Origin of the sequence: Niallia sp. MER 6, assembly GCF_023714395.1 — a bacterium.
Lineage (GTDB): Bacteria > Bacillota > Bacilli > Bacillales > Cytobacillaceae > Niallia.
This window is the reverse complement of record NZ_JAMAUK010000013.1, coordinates 1-18,146: the sequence shown is the minus strand read 5'-3', so window position 1 is coordinate 18,146 and position 18,146 is coordinate 1. Positions and strand designations below refer to the sequence as shown.

The following is an 18,146-nucleotide window of genomic DNA, read 5'->3' as shown; positions in this document are numbered from 1 at the left end:
ATCGGTTCCTATATGATTAGTGAAAGTATATTTTCTTAAATTAAAAGAGGGTGGCTATTAACTGCTATCCTTAAATCGCTGTTCCAAAAATCCTTTGAGAATAAAAAAAATGGCTAAGGCATGATGAAAGAATTGGATAATAGAAACGCACGTCAAGAAGATATATTTAAGCAGAAAAAACAATCAGGCTGTTTGCGCTGATTGTTTCCAATTTATTTGTGCATTATTTATTTATCCTTAATTTGGTTACTACTTTATTATTGATATGATTATTTTCGACTTTTTCTTTTACCCATAAACAAACATCAAATTTTTTATCTTCTACAAATTCATCCTTTAACTGCTTCATACTAGAAATATCACCATTAAATACTGTATTATCATCGAGTAAAACCTCATACGATTCATAGGAAGCTTCAGGATTAACATCTTCTTCTCCTACAATGATACTTTGATCACCTACTGCAAGAATGACTCCTTGAAAATCAGCATTGGAATGATTAGTTTTACTGCAGCCAATTAAAAACAATACGATAGTAGCTGCAATAAAAAGAGGTGGTTTTTTCATTCTGTCCCTCCCGTATTATTAACAATTTAATCTCTAATATTTATGGGGGTTTTTAGCTAACTCAAGTTAGATTTAGAAGACCATTTTAATGCAACAAACTACTTCCTTAATATCGTATTAATATGAAGCGTTATTCTTTTATTAGAAATTCATTCTTTGTATTAACTATTAATATTTTATTATTATCTAATACTATTTCCAGTGGGAAAATAGCCGAATATTTTTCTGAAAAAAGCCATTTTCTATCTGGTTGAGCTAATATAACAAATATCCCTTTATGTTTTTTCCCCATAAAGTTTAAATATTTATCACTAATTGAATTATTATCTCGTTCAAAAATCCCGTTATTAATCATTTTTTGGCCAGTTTGCATTACATCTTCAACGACAAGACCAATTTCAGAAATATTAAGGATACTTTCTGGAGTAAATGGAAGGTTACTATTGGAGTTTATCCCATATCTTGCAATAAATTCAACTATATTACCAGAAGGATCATAGAAATAAACATGGGCAGGTAGATGAGAGAAATCAACTTCATCTTCTCCATTTTCAGTTAATAAATTTAATCTCTCCTTAGTCCATTGTTTCGCTTCGCTAAATTTATTAGCGGGAATATTAAATGCAAAATGATAAAATGGGTTATTCGAAGCACTCTGATTAGTAAACGTTAATTTGCTTGAGCCTACCATTATTTGAAAATTATTGTCATCCTCATCAACTAAAGTAAAACCAAGCGTTTTAGTATAGAACATCTTTGTTTCTACTAAATTATTTGAGTGTAAAGTTAATGATTTGATTTCCATTGTTTTTTCCTTTCTCTAATTATTTAAAATAAAGATACCACATACTGGAATAATTTAGAATTTTAAGAACTTGAAAGTTTTAGTTATTGAAAAGGAGGATAGAAATGAACTTAATCAAGCGAGGGTAATCTAAAAAGGTGTAGCCGTGTATGTTATTAGTGCAACATGGTTCAAAGAGGGGAGAGGAGTACAATGTACCAAAAGCTAGAAAGGCTCCCATATACACGACTAATAAAAAATAAGAATCAGTTTATGTTCAAAAAAATAAGCAGAGAAAAATCTCTGCTTATCCAGGAAAGATGATTATCTATTTAATTGTTTTCTAGGTCTTCTAACTAGTTCTCCGCCACAGTTTGGGCAAATTTGTTTCATATTTTCTGTACAAGGTTCGCAAAATGTACATTCGTGAACACAAATATAAGCAATTGAGCTTTCCGCTAATAAAGAAGTACAGCGTTCACATTCTTTTCTCATTTCCAAAGCCATTATTATATTCCTCGCTTTTCAATTGTTTTAGATAAACATGCTTCTGCACTTAAACTCGTTTTACTATTCTCTGTAAGAATCATGTGATGGTGTATACAAGTCTTCCACTGAATTCCTGACAATTGAAAAGTGATCAACATTGTAATGGCCATGAAGAGTATCATTATGGTGATTTATAATTTGTTCTGCACGTAAAAAATCATTGTCTGTTGTTGAATGGGCGTCGCCTACTAATGTAACGTCAAAGCCATTGACAGTGGCTGTTCTAACGGCTGTATCTATGCAATGCTGTGTTTTACAACCAGCAATAACGATATGTTTTATGTTTTGTGATTTCAGATGCTTCAAAAGATTTGTCCCATGAAAGGGATTCGTTGCAGTCTTATCAAAGAAGATTGGATCAGAAGGCACATTAATTTCATTGTGAACTTGAAATCCGCTCCCTACACCTCCTGCAACTTCTGAATCTCTTACAAATAATACGGAGACATTTGCTTCTGCCGCCTTTTTGATTAATAAATTTATATTTTTAATCAGTTGTTCTTTATTAAAAACTACTCCTTCTTCTTGATTGCCATCAATTATTTCTTGCTGGGCATCGATGATTAGCAATGTTTGGTTCAAATTATTTTCCCCTTTCAGAATTTGGGAAAACGCTAAGTAGTTAGATTACTTAATCGTAATCCCTCGATAGATTTTTACGTAAATATTTTTTTTATTAGTCATAATACCTACCTCCTACATTTTTTTATCAAAAGTATCTGAATTATCAGATGTTTAAATTGTAACATAATTATTTTCATGATAGGCTAAGTTGTAGAAGATAAATAATGAATTTTTCCTTTTATAATAGAAGCTTGGAAAAATATAAAAAGATTTTAATAGATGATTTGATAAAGCAAGATATTATAACCTATAGAATTAACTAATAGGCAACTATGCTTGGGTTGGTAACGGCTTTAGCAACTTGCTTGTTTTAGGTTATAAACTAACAGATTGGCAGTTTCTAGTAGTTAATTAGAAGCTGTTTCCATTTTAAATCGTTTCCAATTTATATGTACATTTTCAATTTTAAATAAATTGTTGCAAGTTAAAAACACTATGTTATAATTCACACTATAAACATAGGAATTATATATTTTATGAGTTAAAGGACTAACTAGTATATTCTGGATTTCAACATGGGAGTGTTAACAAAAATGGGTTCACATGTTTTAGACTTAAAAATGTTGCAAAATAACTTTAGTACAGAGGAAATGCGTGCTGTATGGAATGATGAAAATAGATTACAGAAAATTCTTGATGTTGAAGCTGGATTAGCGTTGGCGGAAAGTGAACTAGGAGTTATTCCCGAAAAAGCGGGAAGTGTGATAAAAGATGCTGCAAAAATAGAAAACTTCGAAATTGACAAAATAGCAGCAGAGGCTGCGAAGCTAAAACATTCATTAATGGCAACTGTTAATCACTTGCAATCACTTTCTGGTGAGTATGGTGAATTTGTTCATTATGGAGTAACTACTCAGGATGTAACGGACACAGGTATGATACTTCAGTTGAAAGAAGCAAATCACATACTTAAACGAGATATTAAGAAAGTAGCGGAGCTTTTAATTGGATTAGCTTCTACCTATAAAGATACGCCAATGCCTGGAAGAACACACGGAATGCAAGGATTACCAACAACGTTCGGCTTTAAGATGGCAGTAGTATTAAGTGAGTTTGAACGTCATTTAGAAAGATTACAGGCTGTTGAAACGAGAGTCTTTACTGGTGTGCTAGCAGGAGGGGTCGGAACCTACGCAGCATTAGGCAGTATTGGTCCTAAAGTAGAAGCAAGAGCATTAGAAATTCTAGAATTGGATACCCCAGATATTTGTTGGCATTCCTCTCGTGATAGAGTTTCTGAATATGGTTCTGTACTTGGTTTGATAAGTGGATCTCTAGGGAAGTTAGGGAATGAATTTTATAATTTAATGCGTACAGAAATTGATGAGGTAGAGGAGCCATTTAAAACAGGAAATGTTGGCTCAACTACAATGCCTCATAAACGCAACCCGGCTATTTTTGAAGGTATCGCAAGCTTAACGAAACCTATTTTGCATAGTGTTGCATTGCTCCATGAATCATTAGTGATGGAGCATGAGCGAGATGCAATGAGCTGGAGAAGTGAATGGATTGCTTTACCTGAAATTTGCTTATATCTTTCTTCTCAGTTGAAAAGCACAATCACTGTTCTTGAAGGATTAGTAGTAAAACCTGAAAATATGATGAGAAACTTGGAAATGCAAGGTGGTCTTGTCCTGTCAGAACGTGTCATGTTTGCATTATCTGAAAAGGTTGGGAAGCAAACTGCTCATCACCTTGTGTATCAAATCTCTATGGAGTCAGTCGAACAAAAAGTCCCATTTAAAGAACTTCTGTCAGCAAATGAGAAAGTAGGCTCGGTGCTGTCGAAAGAACAGATTAATCAGCTGCTAGATCCAAGTCAGTATACTGGTCTTGCAAGCCAAAAGGTAGATGAGGTTATTCAATCTATTAAGAATGGAGGGTTATTAGTTGAGTAATTTGACCTTTCATCAAGCTACTAATAAGGATATCAAAGCATTACTAGATTTATCACTACGCGGTTATACTTCCATCCGTGAGCTTGGCATTAATTTTGCAGCAGCCACTGCTGATGAGCAGCTAGTAGAAAAAAATGTCAATGAAAATATATGTTTTTATATGAAGGATGGCGACGAGATGGTAGCGACTGCTTCTATCCGTATGCCATGGAGCAGCCATCATGGGCCATATGAAATACCGCATATTTGGTGGGTTGCTGTTGCTCCTGAGTTTAAACGCAAGGGTTATGCATCAAAACTCTTAGATTTCATTGAAAATGATTACTTGCGAGACACGCTTCATTGTCCTTCTGTTTCATTAGGCACAGCAAAGGAGCATCCTTGGCTTGCAGACATGTATCTAAAGCGTGGCTATGAAAAGGTTGGAGAGTCCGATTTAGGTAAAGGACATGTAACAATCTATTTAGAAAAACTATTATTAGCAAAAACATATAAGAAAAGGTAGGAGACATCATGAAAAAGAAATTACTTGTAGTTATTACTATGGCAGTTATGTTGTTATTAGCAGCTTGCGGAAGTGGAAATGAAGAATCAGGGGATAGCAAAAAGAAAGTTCTTCGTGCAGGATCAACGGCACAAAGTTATCCGAACGGCTATGAAGAAGATGGTAAATTAATTGGATTTGACGTAGAAGTATTTGAAAAGATTGCTGCAAACTTAGGCTATGATGTGGAGTGGGTTAAAACGGACTTCGCAGGTTTAATGGGACAATTAGAAACAGGGAAAATTGATACTGTTGCAAACTTCGTTGCTGTAACGGAAGAAAGAAAAGCAAAATATAATTTCTCTGAGCCATATGCTTATGCTGGGGCTACAATTGTTACAAACAAGGACAATGATTTTGATAGTTTAGATGATTTAAAAGGGAAAACAGTTTCTGGCGTTTTAGGCTCTAATAATGTTGTAAATCTAGAAAATTTTGATCCTGAAATTATCGCAAAAACTTATGAAACACGCGATGGCGCAATGAATGACGCAATCAACAATCGTGTCGATGGCTATGTTAACTCAAAATCATCTTTAATTGCTGAGATTGATAAAGGCGATCTACCATTGAAGTTTGTTGGTGACCCATTTGTGTACGAAGATGTTTCTTTCCCATTCGCAAAAACAGAAGATGGTGAGAAATTAGCAGAAGCATTTAATGCAGAAATTAAGAAATTACGTGAGGATGGAACATTAGCAGAACTATCTAAAAAATACTTTGCCGGTGAAGACATCACAGTTAAGGAATAATTTGGAGGAACAAAATGAATCTTGAACTTGATTTTGGTTACTTTATAGAAATTTTTCCGGCGCTATTGAAATTAATACCATTCACCTTATTTCTTGCTGTCATATCCATGTTCTTTTCTGTTATTGGCGGCTTAATACTTGCTTTGATTACTAGGTCGAATATACCTGTTTTAAAGCAGCTTGCAACCATTTATATTTCATTTTTCCGTGCAATTCCAACATTAGTACAGCTGTTTTTAATCTATTACGGATTGCCGCAAATCTTCCCAGCTCTAACTGGAATGACCGCAGTTACAGCAGCTATTTTGGGACTCAGCTTAAAGCAATCGGCGTTTTTAGCGGAAATTTTCCGAGCAGCATTAAACTCTGTCGATAAAGGGCAAGTAGAGGCTTGTTTATCTGTTGGAATGACGAGGGCACAAGCTTTGCGCAGGGTCGTATTACCACAAGCAACTCGTAATGCGATTCCAGCGAGCAGCAACGTTTTTATTGGTCTAATTAAAGAGACTTCCCTAGCTTTTACATTAGGTATCGTTGAATTATTTGCACAAGGAAAGATATTAGCAGCAAGCTCCTTAAAATTCTTTGAAACATACTTAGCATTGGCATTGCTTTATTGGATTCTAATTATAATAGTTACTTTAATCCAACAAGTAATCGAAAAGCGAATGGAAAAACCGTATATCAGTTAAAGGAGTCTTACTATGATATCTGTAAAAAACTTGAAAAAGAGTTTCGGTAAAAATACCGTTTTAAATGGTGTTGATTTACACGTCGATCGTGGCGATGTATTGGCCATTATTGGACCGTCTGGATCAGGGAAATCAACATTACTCCGCTGCTTAAATTTATTAGAAGTACCAGATGAAGGCACTATCCATATTGGAGAAACAAATGTAGATGTAGCTAAAATGGGACGAAAAGACGTCCATAATTTGCGACAGGAAACAGCGATGGTTTTCCAAAACTATAATTTGTTTAAAAATAAAACAGCTTTGCAAAATGTAACGGAAGCACTAATTGTTGCCAAGAAAATGGATAAGCAAGAGGCAGAGAAAATTGGTAAAGAGCTGTTAATAAAGGTAGGGCTTGAGGATAAATTCCATCAATATCCGTCTACATTATCTGGCGGTCAGCAGCAGCGTGTCGGGATTGCCCGTGCGCTTGCTGTAAACCCGAATGCCATTCTGTTTGATGAACCAACATCTGCCCTTGACCCTGAATGGGTTTCTGAAGTACTTCAAGTTATTAAAAATATTGCTAAACAAAACACGACAATGATTATTGTTACACATGAAATGAAATTTGCTGAAGAAGTAGCAAACCGTGTCATCTTCATGGCAGACGGAAATATTGTCGAGGAGAATGATCCAAAGGAATTATTCCATAATCCAAAAAATCCACGAACGAAACAATTTTTAAAAACACTGGAAAGAGATGAATAATAATCATGAAAATGTCTCATGAACTATTAGAAGACTTAATTGGAAAAAGAAGATATTTACATGAAAATCCAGAGCTTGCTTTTGAAGAATTTAATACAACTGCTCATATTAAAAAGTGGTTACAAGAACACAATATATCCATTCTACCTCTTGATTTAGAAACAGGTGTTGTGGCGGAAGTTAAGGGTGCGTTTGCTGGACCGACTATTGCAATCCGCTCAGACATTGATGCCTTGCCAATTAAAGAAGAAACAAAGGTACCGTTTAAATCGAAAACAGACGGAAAAATGCATGCATGTGGTCATGATTTCCATACTGTTTCCATATTAGGAGCGGCGATTCTTTTAAATGAGCAGAAGGATAACCTGCACGGAACAGTGAGATTTATTTTCCAAGCAGCAGAGGAAGTTGCCCAAGGCGCGAAGCTTGCTGTCGAAAAAGGAGCATTAGAAGGAGTTTCTTCTATTTTCGGAATGCATAATAAACCGGATTTGCCAGTAGGTACTATTGGTGTAAAATCAGGGGGATTAATGGCAAGTGTCGATAAATTTAAGATTAATTTCCATGGTGTAGGCGGGCATGCGGGTATTCCTCATAACGCGATTGATCCTATTGTTATTGCTAGTCAATATGTAACCTCTGTCCAAACTATTATTGCTAGAAGACTGAATTTGTTTGATAATGCGGTCATTAGTATTACAAGTATCCATGGAGGAAACACATGGAATGTCATTCCTGACGTTGTAATGCTTGAAGGGACAGTTCGGACATTCCAGCCTGAAGCACGAGCAGCGATTCCTGGTCTAATGAAAAACTTAGCAGAATCGATTGCTCAAGGAAATGGCGGTTCTGTTGAGTTTATTTGGGATGATTATTTACCAGTAGTTAATAATCATGCCAACTTGGAGGGAATTGTTCGCGCTACTGCTGTCGAAGCTGGCTATAATGTTGTCGATGCTGTGCCTAGTGCCGGTGGAGAGGACTTTGCGTTTTATCAAACATACATTCCAGGCTTTTTTGTTTGGATGGGTGTAGATGGACCGCAGGAATGGCATCATCCACAATTTGATTTAAAGGAAGACGCGATTAAAGTTGCGTCTGAGTATTTTGCTAATCTAGCAGTAAATGTATTGAATAAGAAATAATGATGTCGGCTAACTGTTTTGAACAGGACGGTTTTTGAATAAAAGTAAATGCTTCGCAAGCGTAAACGACGAATTTATGTTTGCGAAGTACTGTTCTTCTAGTTATGATCTTTCTTCTGCAGATAGAAGAAGGATTTTATTTTTGTCAAAAGGGTTAAAAAGCAAAGGAGGAAAATCAACATGAACGAACAACCAAAAAAGGTGAAATTGGGTTTGTTTCTAGCTGGAACAGGTCACCATGTTGCTTCATGGAGACATCCACATGCTGTACCGAATGCATCTATGAATCTAACATATTTTAAAGATATCGCACAGACTGCAGAAAAAGGGTTATTTGACCTATTATTTTTAGCAGATAGCTTGTCTGTTGATGAAAATTCACATCCAAACATTCTAACTAGATTTGAGCCAATGACGTTGTTAGCCTATTTAGCGTCCGTAACTAACCGTATAGGCTTAGTTGCAACAGCATCCACTACATATGAAGAACCTTTTCATGTTGCTCGAAAGTTTGCATCATTGGATCATATAAGCGCAGGACGTGCAGGTTGGAATGTTGTTACGACATCACTAGCTTCCACTGCAGAAAACTTCAATAAGACAGAGCATTTAGAACACAGTGCCCGCTATAGAAGAGCAACAGAGTTTATGGAAGTATCCAAGAAGCTATGGGATTCGTGGGAAGAAGACACATTAGTGATTGATAAAGAGTCAGGACAGTTTATTGATACAAGCAAGTTTCATCAAATCAACCATCAAGGTGAATTCTTCTCTGTTAGAGGGCCGCTAAATGTATCAAGATCGCCTCAAGGTCATCCAGTCATTGTACAAGCGGGGTCATCAGGTGATGGTCAGCGATTCGCAGCTAAATATGCGGAGATTGTCTTTACTGCTCAAGCAAATAAAGAGGATGCAATTACCTTTTACAATGACCTAAAAGGTCAAATGGAGATTTTCAACCGAAAGAAAAGCGATGTAAGTATTATGCCAGGATTAATGCCTATAGTAGGAGCGACGGAAGCAGAAGCCCAAGAAAAATATGAAGCATTGCAAGAGTTGATCATACCTAAAGCTGGACTTGCTATTTTAGGCAGATACTTCGGCGACATAGACTTTGCAGGCATTCCGCTCGATACAGAATTTACAGATATCAAACTTCCAGAGACTGTTAATGCTATCCAAAGCAAGCATGAAATGATACTAAAGAAAGCAAAAGAAGAAAACTGGACATTACGTCAGACTTATCAGTGGGTAGCAGGTTCGCGGGGACATCATATAGCCATTGGAACCCCAACTCAAATTGCTGATAAGATGGAAGAATGGGTTAGAGACGGTGCTGCTGATGGATTCAATATCATGCCTGCGCTTTTGCCAGATTCACTAACAGACTTTGTTACCTATGTCATTCCTGAACTGCAAGCTAGAGGAATCTATCGAACGGCGTATGAAAGTAATACATTACGAGGGAATTTAGGATTAGGGCTGCCGGTAAATTCATACTCAGAATAAGTTATTATCGAATACTTCAAGTAATTATTGAGATAAGGATTAAGAGGATTCTAGGGTGACTGTTAAGAAATTGAATATATATGATAGTAGTTTATTGAAACTCATGCCAGGTTACTTGGTGTGGGTTTAATTTTTATTGAAAGAGGGATTAGTCTGTTTTTATAATATTTAAATTCATTCTAAGAGTGATTAACGCTTGTTCTTAAGTGTAAGCTCATTTATTTATTTGCGTGTAACTGTGTATTTAAGGAATTAGTGTATATAGAAACTAAAAAGAGTGAAATTATTTAATCATAATACTTAAAAAAGAGAGCTATACTTTTGGCTATTTCCCACACTTATAATTTGCAGGAAAGTCAAAGATGGTAGGTATCCCGAACCAACTATACCATAAGGGGGCGCAAAACTGCGTATATTATCCTATATAAGCTGAAAAAACCTGTAGATGAAACACAAATTTAAAGTGTTTCGACTACAGGTTTAAAATACAGCCTTCATTCTTTTTCTAAACATCACTTTTCCATTAGTGAATAATTTCGCTTGATCTAGCTTTTTCTGCCGTTTTTTTCGTAGCATTAGCAAGTGGTTTTTTCAGGAAAACGGCAATTATTATTGCAACCACACCAAACAGGAGCAACATGCTTACAGTATGAAAAACTGTTTCATTTACCATTCCACCAACTGTTTCACGTAATAAGTTAATTGCATACGTAAATGGCAAGAAAGGATTTATGGCTTGGAAGAATGGTGGAGCAACTTGAATCGGGAATGTTCCACCTGCACCTGATAGTTGTAATACAAGGAAGATGATGGCGATTCCTTTTCCGATATTACCGAAAACCGAAACTAATGTATACACAATAGTCATGAAAACCATGCTGATAAGAATACTGGACAATACAAAAGCGGTTGGATTGGCTACATAGGCTTTTAAGATGAATATATCTCCTAATGTAACAATCAGACTTTGAAATAATCCAATCGTTAGAAAAGTTAAACCTCTACCAAAATAGATTTGATTAGAAGTATAAATTCCTTCTGGATCTCTGACATCCACACGCAGCAAGGAAATCAGTAATAATCCTCCAACCCATAAACTTAGTGTTGTGTAGAATGGTGAATTGGCAGACCCGTAGTTAGGTATTGGAAATAGAGAATGTTCATCTAAAACAACTGGGTTTGCCATAAAATCACTTTCTTCATTAATATCATTTTTTAACAGAGAGATAATTTCACCAAGATCATAATTATCTTCAAAATCCCGAATAGAATCTGCTGTATTAGTAAGGGTGTCCTTTAGGCCTGGTAATTCCTCTCGAACTAGATTTGCAACCTTATGAACAGAATCTTCCAATCCCGGCAAATCATTTCTAATGATGGACGCAACCTTAGAAAGTTGTTTTTCTGCTTCAGGAAGGTCATTACGCACAAAGTCCGCTGCTACATGCACTTTCTCTTCTAAGGATGGAAATGTGTCTGTATAGAAGTCTGCCGCTTTATCTATTCCTTCTAAAACATCATCAATATTATCTTGAATGATGCTAGAAACTTCTTTAACCTCTTTTTCAATTGCAGGTAGATTGTTTTGAAGTTTTGATAAATTTTCCTGTGCAAGAGTGAGTGAATCTTTTGTAGTAACTAAAATTTCTTTAAGTTTCGGTAAGTTCTCTTGAGCACTTTTTAAATCTTCCCCAGCATTTTGTGTCGCTTCTTTCAGTGCATCTAGGGCATTATTAATGCTAGGTGCTGTTTGCGTATCATAACGATTAAGCATTGTAGTGCTCAGATTAATAGCTTCTTGAGATAATGTTAACAACTCTGTTGCTTCTTTATTTTCTTGGATAGTACCAAGTAATTCTTTTTCTTTATTAAAATTTGTTTGCAAAGATTGCAAGTCCGTTATTTCTTGTTGTAGTGTTGACTGCCCATTTGTAGTAGCAGTGTTTAATGTCGTAAATAAAACAATGGAACGATTTAGGCTGTCTATACTTGTTTGTACTTGTGCCTTTAATAGGGACGCTTTTTCTGTTATTTCTTGATCAGATAGTGAACCACTTTTAACTAAAGTTGCATACTGATGTACAGCATCCGCTGTTTTTTGATATAAGAGCAGGTTTTGTTTATATACAGGTCCTATTGTATTAAAAGCTTCCTGATTTTCTTCCATAAAATCAGGAAGAACTTCTGCTATTTGTTGCCCATTAGTAATGCCTTGTTCTATTTCTTCTAAAGAGCCACTTGCAGTTGTAATAAATTCTTGCATCTTTTCGACATTAGTGACAGCTTTTGAAACAGTATCACTAATTTCGGAAAAATGAGTTTCTAATTCAGTTACTTTTCCTGCAACTTTTTCGATTTCAGGAGCTTTTTCCTGAAGCAGAAGAATACCTTCGCCTACTTTTTCAAGTTCTGGTAGTTTTTCTTCTAATAACAAAATATTTTCAGATGCTTCATTTAATTGTGGAATAGCTGATTCTAACGCTAAAAGTTTTTGCGCTTGTTCATCTATTTCAGGTATTTTTTCCTCTAGATTTAAAATCTTCTCAGATAAAGCATCCATTTGAGGAATATCACCCTCTAGTGTGAAGATTTTACTTTCGATATTACGAATAGTAGGTAGTTCTTCTTCTAATTTAATTCCCGCATCATTAAAGATAGTCAGAACAGATTCGCTGACTGTTTCCACGAAGCTTTCCTTTACAGACTGTACAATAGTGGAAGCACCGCTGGAAGTCATTTTTGGAGCAATGGCATTCAATTTCTCGTTGACCGTATATTCAATTTCAGGTTTTATTTGTTTATCCTCTAACACCGTACCTATTTTCTCAGAAAAGTCTTCCGGTATATAGAGACTTGCGTAATAAGTACCTTTTTTGACCCCTTCATCAGCTTCTTTTTTGCTGACAAATGTCCAGCCAAGCTTATCATTCGCTTTTAAGGTTGCAACAATCTCATCCCCAATATGAACTTCCTTATCACGAATAACAGCCCCTTCATCCTCATTGGTTATAGCAATCTTAATTCCGCTTGTGTTGGAATATGGATCCCAAGAAGCCTTCAAGTTAAACCAAGCATAGAGGGAAGGCAATATCATTAATGCAATGATTAAAAATAAAGCAACAGGAGCTTGGAAAATTCGTATCCAATCATTTTTGTAAATAGTAAATATGTTTCTCAATGGCTTAATCACCCTTTGTTCATTATGCATGAATATTTATTATATGGATTACTCTACCATTTCATTCTTTGTTAAATTTTATATGATGTCAATCAATTTTTTGAAATAATAATAAAATAGGACCAGTACATATGTATTAGAAACCATATAATAAGACTGCATTTAGTGGGTTAATTCAAGAAATTTTACCTGTAATAAGAGGGGGGGGAAGACTTGTATTAAATAGAAAATGGTAGGAATATAGTTTAATATAAAATTATGTTAATAATGGGTATTTTTTCTATAATAATTTAGAAAGTATAAATTGGTGGCAAAAAACGAGGAGATTTTAGCGTGATTGATTTGATTATTGGATTGTTAATAAACGGTTTAGCAATAGTAGCATTTTTAATTTAAAATAAATTTAATGCTAAAAAAGTAAAATTATCAATAGTTAGTTTTATATCAACTATAATTTTTGCTGTAGTCCCAGCCTAGGTTATCGATTTGAAAATAGCTTTGGAGATTATTATTTTGGTTTTCCTGCAGATATTCCAGTTTATCATGGTGGAATGCTGTTTTCAGTTATCTCGTTTGGGCTTTTATTTATCTTTTATTGGATGTTTAAACTTATAGTCAAATTAGGAGTTTTTATAAGACCTGTGAAAAAAGGAAATATTGGTGATATTTAAAAGGAGCTGCTGCGGCAGCTCCTTTTCTTATGTAACAATCCTAGTTTTTTATTTCTTGGATCTTTTAATATTCAAAGGTAATAAAAATCTTTATGTAGATTCAACACATTAACTCGAAAAAGAAAACACAAACATCAATAATTAACATTATGAATTTTGATAATGATAAATATCTGAGTTGAATTATTGGTTATTTAAAATAACCTATGTTATTATTAATTTGAGATATCGCAATTCAAAATATATAAAAAGGGGATTTAAACATGAATTTTAAAGACAAAGTTATTATTGTAACAGGAGCAGCAGGCGGTATAGGGAAAGAAGTAGTGAAAAAAGTAGCGAATGGTGGGGCAAAGGTAGTACTAGTTGATTTAAACAATGAAGCAATTGAATCGGTACAAGCAGAGCTTCAATTAACGGAAAATAATAGTTTAGTTGTACAAACTGACGTATCGAATGAAGAGAATGTTAAAAATTATGTAGACCAAACAATTGCTAAATTTGGTCGAATTGATGGTTTTGTTAATAATGCAGGAGTTGAAGGACCAGCTAAACTAATTGAAGAAATAACAGAAAAAGATTTTGATTTTGTCTATGGTATTAATGTTAAAGGTGTGTTATTTGGTCTTAAACATGTTTTGCCTGTGATGAAACAACAGAATGCTGGCTCTATTGTTAATACATCATCTGTAGCTGGGTTTACTGGAGCACCAAGTATGGTATTATATAATTCATCCAAACATGCTGTAGTGGGTATTAATAAAGTAGCAGCCCTAGAAGCAGCAACCTATAATGTCCGTGTGAATACTGTTAACCCAGGTGTCATTAATACTCAAATGATGCGTAATATTGAATCCAATGTTTCAGAAGATGCTGAAGCTGCAAAACATGCATATAATGATGCTGTTCCGATGAAACGATATGGTGAACCTGAAGAAGTGGCAAATGTAATTGCATTTTTACTATCAGATGAATCTTCTTACGTTACTTCATCTTCCTATACTATTGATGGTGGTTTATATAACGTTTAAAATAATAAATATTGAAAAAGCAAGCAAAAGGAGTAGATGTATTTCTACTCCTTATTTTGTATTACTTTCTTATGTCACAAATATGGCAGCATTCCTGTAATATATGCAAGACCATTTCTTATGGAACAGTCGGACTGGATAGTGACAGAATGTTAGTTAGAAAACTACGTAACAGGCACTGTTATATAAAGGATTGGCAAGTACATCACAATTTACCTTTAGATGATGGAGGAACAAATGATTTTGCTAACTTAGTACTGATAAATAATGATACTTTTCATAAATCGGTTACTAATGAACAAAACTCTTTGAATAAAGGCTTATCACCAAAACAAAGTATTACAATAAATTGACCTATGTATAAAGATGAGATACACCCGCCAAAACCTTTTGAAAGAAGGGAAGAGTAGATATGTTCCAATGGACGAAATTTTTGGACGATATTAGAAAAATAGAAGAAAAGTATGGTTCTTCACTTAGAAGTCCAGTAGCAGATGCTGAAATTATTAAAATGAATCATAAAATTAAGGATGAATTAGGCGATGTTGTATTACCTAGCTCGTATATTGAATTTCTAAAGAACATAAACGGATTAGATTTTAATGGTTTAGTAATATATGGTGTTGATGAAAACTTACTTGATAGAGAAGTAAAAGAAGACATCCATGGGTTTATTGAAACTAATGAGCTTTGGCATGAAAATGATTGGCAAAAACAGTATATATTTTTTGGTGATTCTGATACAGCATGGTATTGTTATGATCAAAAAGAAGGTTTATATGTTGAACTTGATAAGCCTTCAGGAACTTTAATGGAGTCATTTGAAAGTTTTGATACTATGTTAAGTAATGCTCTTGAAACCACTCTATTGTGATGAGAATTTTAGATTTATAAGGATAAACTTCCGCATCAACATATAGTACCAAACCCTATAATATTACAAATAGAAAGGAAAAAATCACTTGATTGCATTTTTTGCAACAAGTGATTTTTAATATAATTTTCGAATTAAACTCACCAGCTATCTGGAAAGAGCAAGAAGTAATTTTTCCATTGCAAGGGAAATCAATATTAAGTATCAAAAAAGTAAAAAGGAAGCAGGTGATGTGGTTTGGTATTTGAAACAAAAGATTAGCGTGAAACTAACTATTATGCTAACTCGGTAGTTTAAGGAAGAAGGATACTAAAAGAAAATCGTAGGAGGTAAAGCCTTGTATATTTAACCACTCCAACAAAAAATACAAAATCAATTATAATCCTTCATGTATTGGCGAAAATGAGGGGAAAGTTAAGGTATGGCCTCGAGTACATTTCATAGCATGTGTAGTTTGAAAAAGTTCATATACATTGGTCATAACTAATACCTGTTACTGTGTTATTAGAACAGAAAAAGAAAAAACAAGTTCCCCCCCTGCCACTGTTCATCGTTTTATAAACAATTAACTGAAACAGCGCCATTTTATTAAGGTACTATAGTGGTAGCATTCGGGTATTAAATAAAGAAAATTTTTTCTTGTGTTAATGCAATAGATGTTGAAATCCCTTTTATTTCAACAAGACATATATTTTATACTTCATGTTCATAAACTCTCTAATGGCATATAAAGAATTGTTTTGTACGAATAAATTCTTAAAAGGAGATTTCTTCATGAAGGCGATAATATATGAAAAATATGGAACGACAGATGAGCTTGAACTCAATGAAATAGACATTCCGTATCCTCAGAATAATGAAGTACTGGTTAAAGTTCATGCTGTATCCGTAAATTCGTGGGACTGGGATCTATTAAGAGGTAAACCGTTTTTAACCCGTTTGGGGGGAATGATAAAACCGAAACACAGGATACTGGGAGCGGACATATCTGGCAGGGTCGAAGCGGTTGGCAGTCATGTAAAGCACCTTGTAGCAGGAGATGAAGTATTTGGGGACATATCTTGGTGTGGCTGGGGCGGTTTCGCAGAGTATGTGTGTGTACATGAAGATGCAATGTCCATAAAACCAGCTAGTATGACATTTGATCAAGCGGCCGCCATTCCGCAAGCAGCTGTGCTCGCCTTGCAAGGATTACGTATTGGCCGCCAGAATACAAAAAGGCAAACTGTTTTAATTAATGGTGCCGGTGGGGGAGTGGGCACGTTCGCCTTGCAGCTGGCAAAATTACATGGTGCTGAGGTAACCTGTGTGGATAGCACCCAAAAGCTTAATATGCTAAAGTCATTAGGGGCAAATTATGTCATTGATTATAAGAAAGAAGACTTTACCCAATTGGATAAGTCGTATGATTTAATTCTCGATGTTGTTGGTACGCGGTCCATATTTAATTGCAAGCGAGTATTAAATCCTAATGGTACATATGTTATGGTTGGAGGGTCGTTATCACTAATCATCCAATTATTATGTCTAGGGCCTTTGTTTGCAAAAACAGAAAATAAGACGCTGAAAGTTCTTGTACATAAACCAAATAAGAAGGATCAAGATGCTTTAACAAAACTTTATATGGAAGGTAATTTACTACCTGTAATTGATAGACGGTATAATCTAAATCAAGTGAAAGAAGCTATACGCTACCTTGGTGAAGGACATGCAAAGGGAAAGATAATTGTTAGTGTGGTAGATAATATTCAAACCTGAAAACGTTCATCCTATCAGATGAACGTTTTTTTATATAGAGATTTAGTTTATACTTTAAAGATAAGCAGGAGTATGACGTTAATTTGTTTCTGGGAGAGTTAATATGAACAAACAAATGTATTTTGGAATCAAACCTTATTATGTGGACATAGAAGAATTTATTGTAAACCCAAAACCTAAAAATGTATGGCAGCTTTCATACTCAAACGAGGATATAAAAAGAGTTATTCATTTTAGTTTTCACTCAGCTTAACCAATTTCCTTTGTACGTAACATTTGAATGTTATGATGATGATTATTCTAGTGCGACAGATTGGGTTTAGAATATTCCCATATATTTATCCCTCAACAACGTGCTCGTAGGATGACTTATGATGAAGGCCTCAAGGATTTTACAGAGGTTTATTTTGATATATTATTTTTTACTGTTAAGGTTACAGATTCAAAGCAGTTTAAACATCTAGTTAATGAATATCTCATCCCTTACCATCATTTTATTGTTTCAAACCAAGATAACATAAGATTTGGACCCTGCTTTTATAAAGAGGATAGTATTACTTTTCATATGGATGATACATCTACCTTTGGAGTAAAAGGGTATGATATATGTTTAATTTCTTTTTTTTCTAACCATTATTTAAATACAAATGACTTTGTTAAGCTATTTTCTAAAGAGATAGATATAGAAATGTGACCGTCAAGTAGAATGACACAATTTCTGCTGACTAATTTGAAACACTTTTCTCACCAAATATCGTTTTTCGATGTTTCATTCTCCAACTGTCTTCATTTAAATGAATAATCTCTACTCGATGT

Annotated in this window: 17 protein-coding genes; 12 read left to right on the top strand and 5 right to left on the bottom strand. The window is 34.6% G+C overall.

Annotated elements, in window-relative coordinates; genetic code table 11:
* Window positions 1-223: 223 nt before the first annotated feature.
* From M3600_RS16215 to M3600_RS16200, 4 genes are all read right to left on the bottom strand, one after another.
* Window positions 224-568: a hypothetical protein gene (locus M3600_RS16215; protein WP_233314906.1), complete on the bottom strand. Its 345-nt coding sequence runs from the start codon at window positions 566-568 to the stop codon at window positions 224-226.
* A gap of 130 nt (window positions 569-698) precedes the next feature.
* On the bottom strand, window positions 699-1,373 hold the full coding sequence (locus tag M3600_RS16210; protein WP_251646703.1) for a VOC family protein: 675 nt from the start codon (window positions 1,371-1,373) through the stop codon (window positions 699-701).
* Between the two features lie 303 nt (window positions 1,374-1,676).
* Entirely contained in the window at window positions 1,677-1,859 is a 183-nt protein-coding gene (locus M3600_RS16205; RefSeq protein ID WP_233314908.1) for a DUF1272 domain-containing protein, read from the bottom strand.
* A gap of 63 nt (window positions 1,860-1,922) precedes the next feature.
* Complete coding sequence (locus M3600_RS16200) at window positions 1,923-2,483, bottom strand: cysteine hydrolase family protein (protein ID WP_251646701.1); 561 nt, start codon at window positions 2,481-2,483, stop codon at window positions 1,923-1,925.
* A gap of 575 nt (window positions 2,484-3,058) precedes the next feature.
* Here M3600_RS16200 and purB point away from each other — a divergent pair.
* From purB to M3600_RS16165, 7 genes are all read left to right on the top strand, one after another.
* Complete coding sequence (gene purB / locus M3600_RS16195) at window positions 3,059-4,423, top strand: adenylosuccinate lyase (protein WP_233314910.1); 1,365 nt, start codon at window positions 3,059-3,061, stop codon at window positions 4,421-4,423.
* Window positions 4,416-4,928 (top strand): GNAT family N-acetyltransferase, encoded by a 513-nt coding sequence (locus tag M3600_RS16190; protein WP_285854802.1) that lies wholly within the window; start codon window positions 4,416-4,418, stop codon window positions 4,926-4,928. The genes purB and M3600_RS16190 overlap by 8 nt, the downstream gene beginning before the upstream one ends.
* 5 nt (window positions 4,929-4,933) lie before the next feature.
* Window positions 4,934-5,719 carry a transporter substrate-binding domain-containing protein gene (locus M3600_RS16185; RefSeq protein ID WP_233315618.1) on the top strand — a complete coding sequence of 262 codons (786 nt, stop codon included), beginning with the start codon at window positions 4,934-4,936 and terminating at the stop codon, window positions 5,717-5,719.
* 14 nt (window positions 5,720-5,733) lie between these two features.
* Window positions 5,734-6,411, top strand: coding sequence for an amino acid ABC transporter permease (locus M3600_RS16180; protein WP_233314911.1), 678 nt, complete (start codon window positions 5,734-5,736; stop codon window positions 6,409-6,411).
* Between the two features lie 12 nt (window positions 6,412-6,423).
* The gene (locus M3600_RS16175; RefSeq protein ID WP_233314912.1) at window positions 6,424-7,164 is read left to right on the top strand and encodes an amino acid ABC transporter ATP-binding protein; all 741 of its coding nucleotides are present in this window, start codon (window positions 6,424-6,426) and stop codon (window positions 7,162-7,164) included.
* 5 nt (window positions 7,165-7,169) lie between these two features.
* Window positions 7,170-8,309: an amidohydrolase gene (locus M3600_RS16170; RefSeq protein WP_396953820.1), complete on the top strand. Its 1,140-nt coding sequence runs from the start codon at window positions 7,170-7,172 to the stop codon at window positions 8,307-8,309.
* Window positions 8,310-8,489: 180 nt separating this feature from the next.
* Window positions 8,490-9,818 (top strand): LLM class flavin-dependent oxidoreductase, encoded by a 1,329-nt coding sequence (locus tag M3600_RS16165; RefSeq protein ID WP_251646699.1) that lies wholly within the window; start codon window positions 8,490-8,492, stop codon window positions 9,816-9,818.
* Between the two features lie 523 nt (window positions 9,819-10,341).
* Here M3600_RS16165 and M3600_RS16160 read toward each other — a convergent pair.
* Entirely contained in the window at window positions 10,342-12,996 is a 2,655-nt protein-coding gene (locus tag M3600_RS16160) for a YhgE/Pip domain-containing protein (RefSeq protein ID WP_251646697.1), read from the bottom strand.
* A 934-nt stretch (window positions 12,997-13,930) separates the two neighbouring features.
* On the opposite strand from M3600_RS16160, the gene M3600_RS16155 reads away from it, so the two are divergent.
* The 5 genes from M3600_RS16155 (at window position 13,931) to M3600_RS16135 (ending at window position 18,024) form a co-directional block, all read left to right on the top strand.
* The gene (locus M3600_RS16155; RefSeq protein WP_251646695.1) at window positions 13,931-14,698 is read left to right on the top strand and encodes an SDR family NAD(P)-dependent oxidoreductase; all 768 of its coding nucleotides are present in this window, start codon (window positions 13,931-13,933) and stop codon (window positions 14,696-14,698) included.
* Window positions 14,699-15,110: 412 nt separating this feature from the next.
* Window positions 15,111-15,572, top strand: a complete 462-nt coding sequence (locus tag M3600_RS16150; protein ID WP_233314917.1) for a YrhA family protein — start codon at window positions 15,111-15,113, stop codon at window positions 15,570-15,572.
* A gap of 774 nt (window positions 15,573-16,346) precedes the next feature.
* A complete protein-coding gene (locus M3600_RS16145) occupies window positions 16,347-17,330 on the top strand; it encodes an NAD(P)-dependent alcohol dehydrogenase (protein ID WP_233314918.1) in 984 nt (327 codons plus the stop codon).
* 103 nt (window positions 17,331-17,433) lie between these two features.
* On the top strand, window positions 17,434-17,583 hold the full coding sequence (locus M3600_RS16140; protein WP_251646693.1) for a hypothetical protein: 150 nt from the start codon (window positions 17,434-17,436) through the stop codon (window positions 17,581-17,583).
* A 111-nt stretch (window positions 17,584-17,694) separates the two neighbouring features.
* On the top strand, window positions 17,695-18,024 hold the full coding sequence (locus tag M3600_RS16135) for a hypothetical protein (protein WP_251646691.1): 330 nt from the start codon (window positions 17,695-17,697) through the stop codon (window positions 18,022-18,024).
* Window positions 18,025-18,146: the final 122 nt, after the last annotated feature.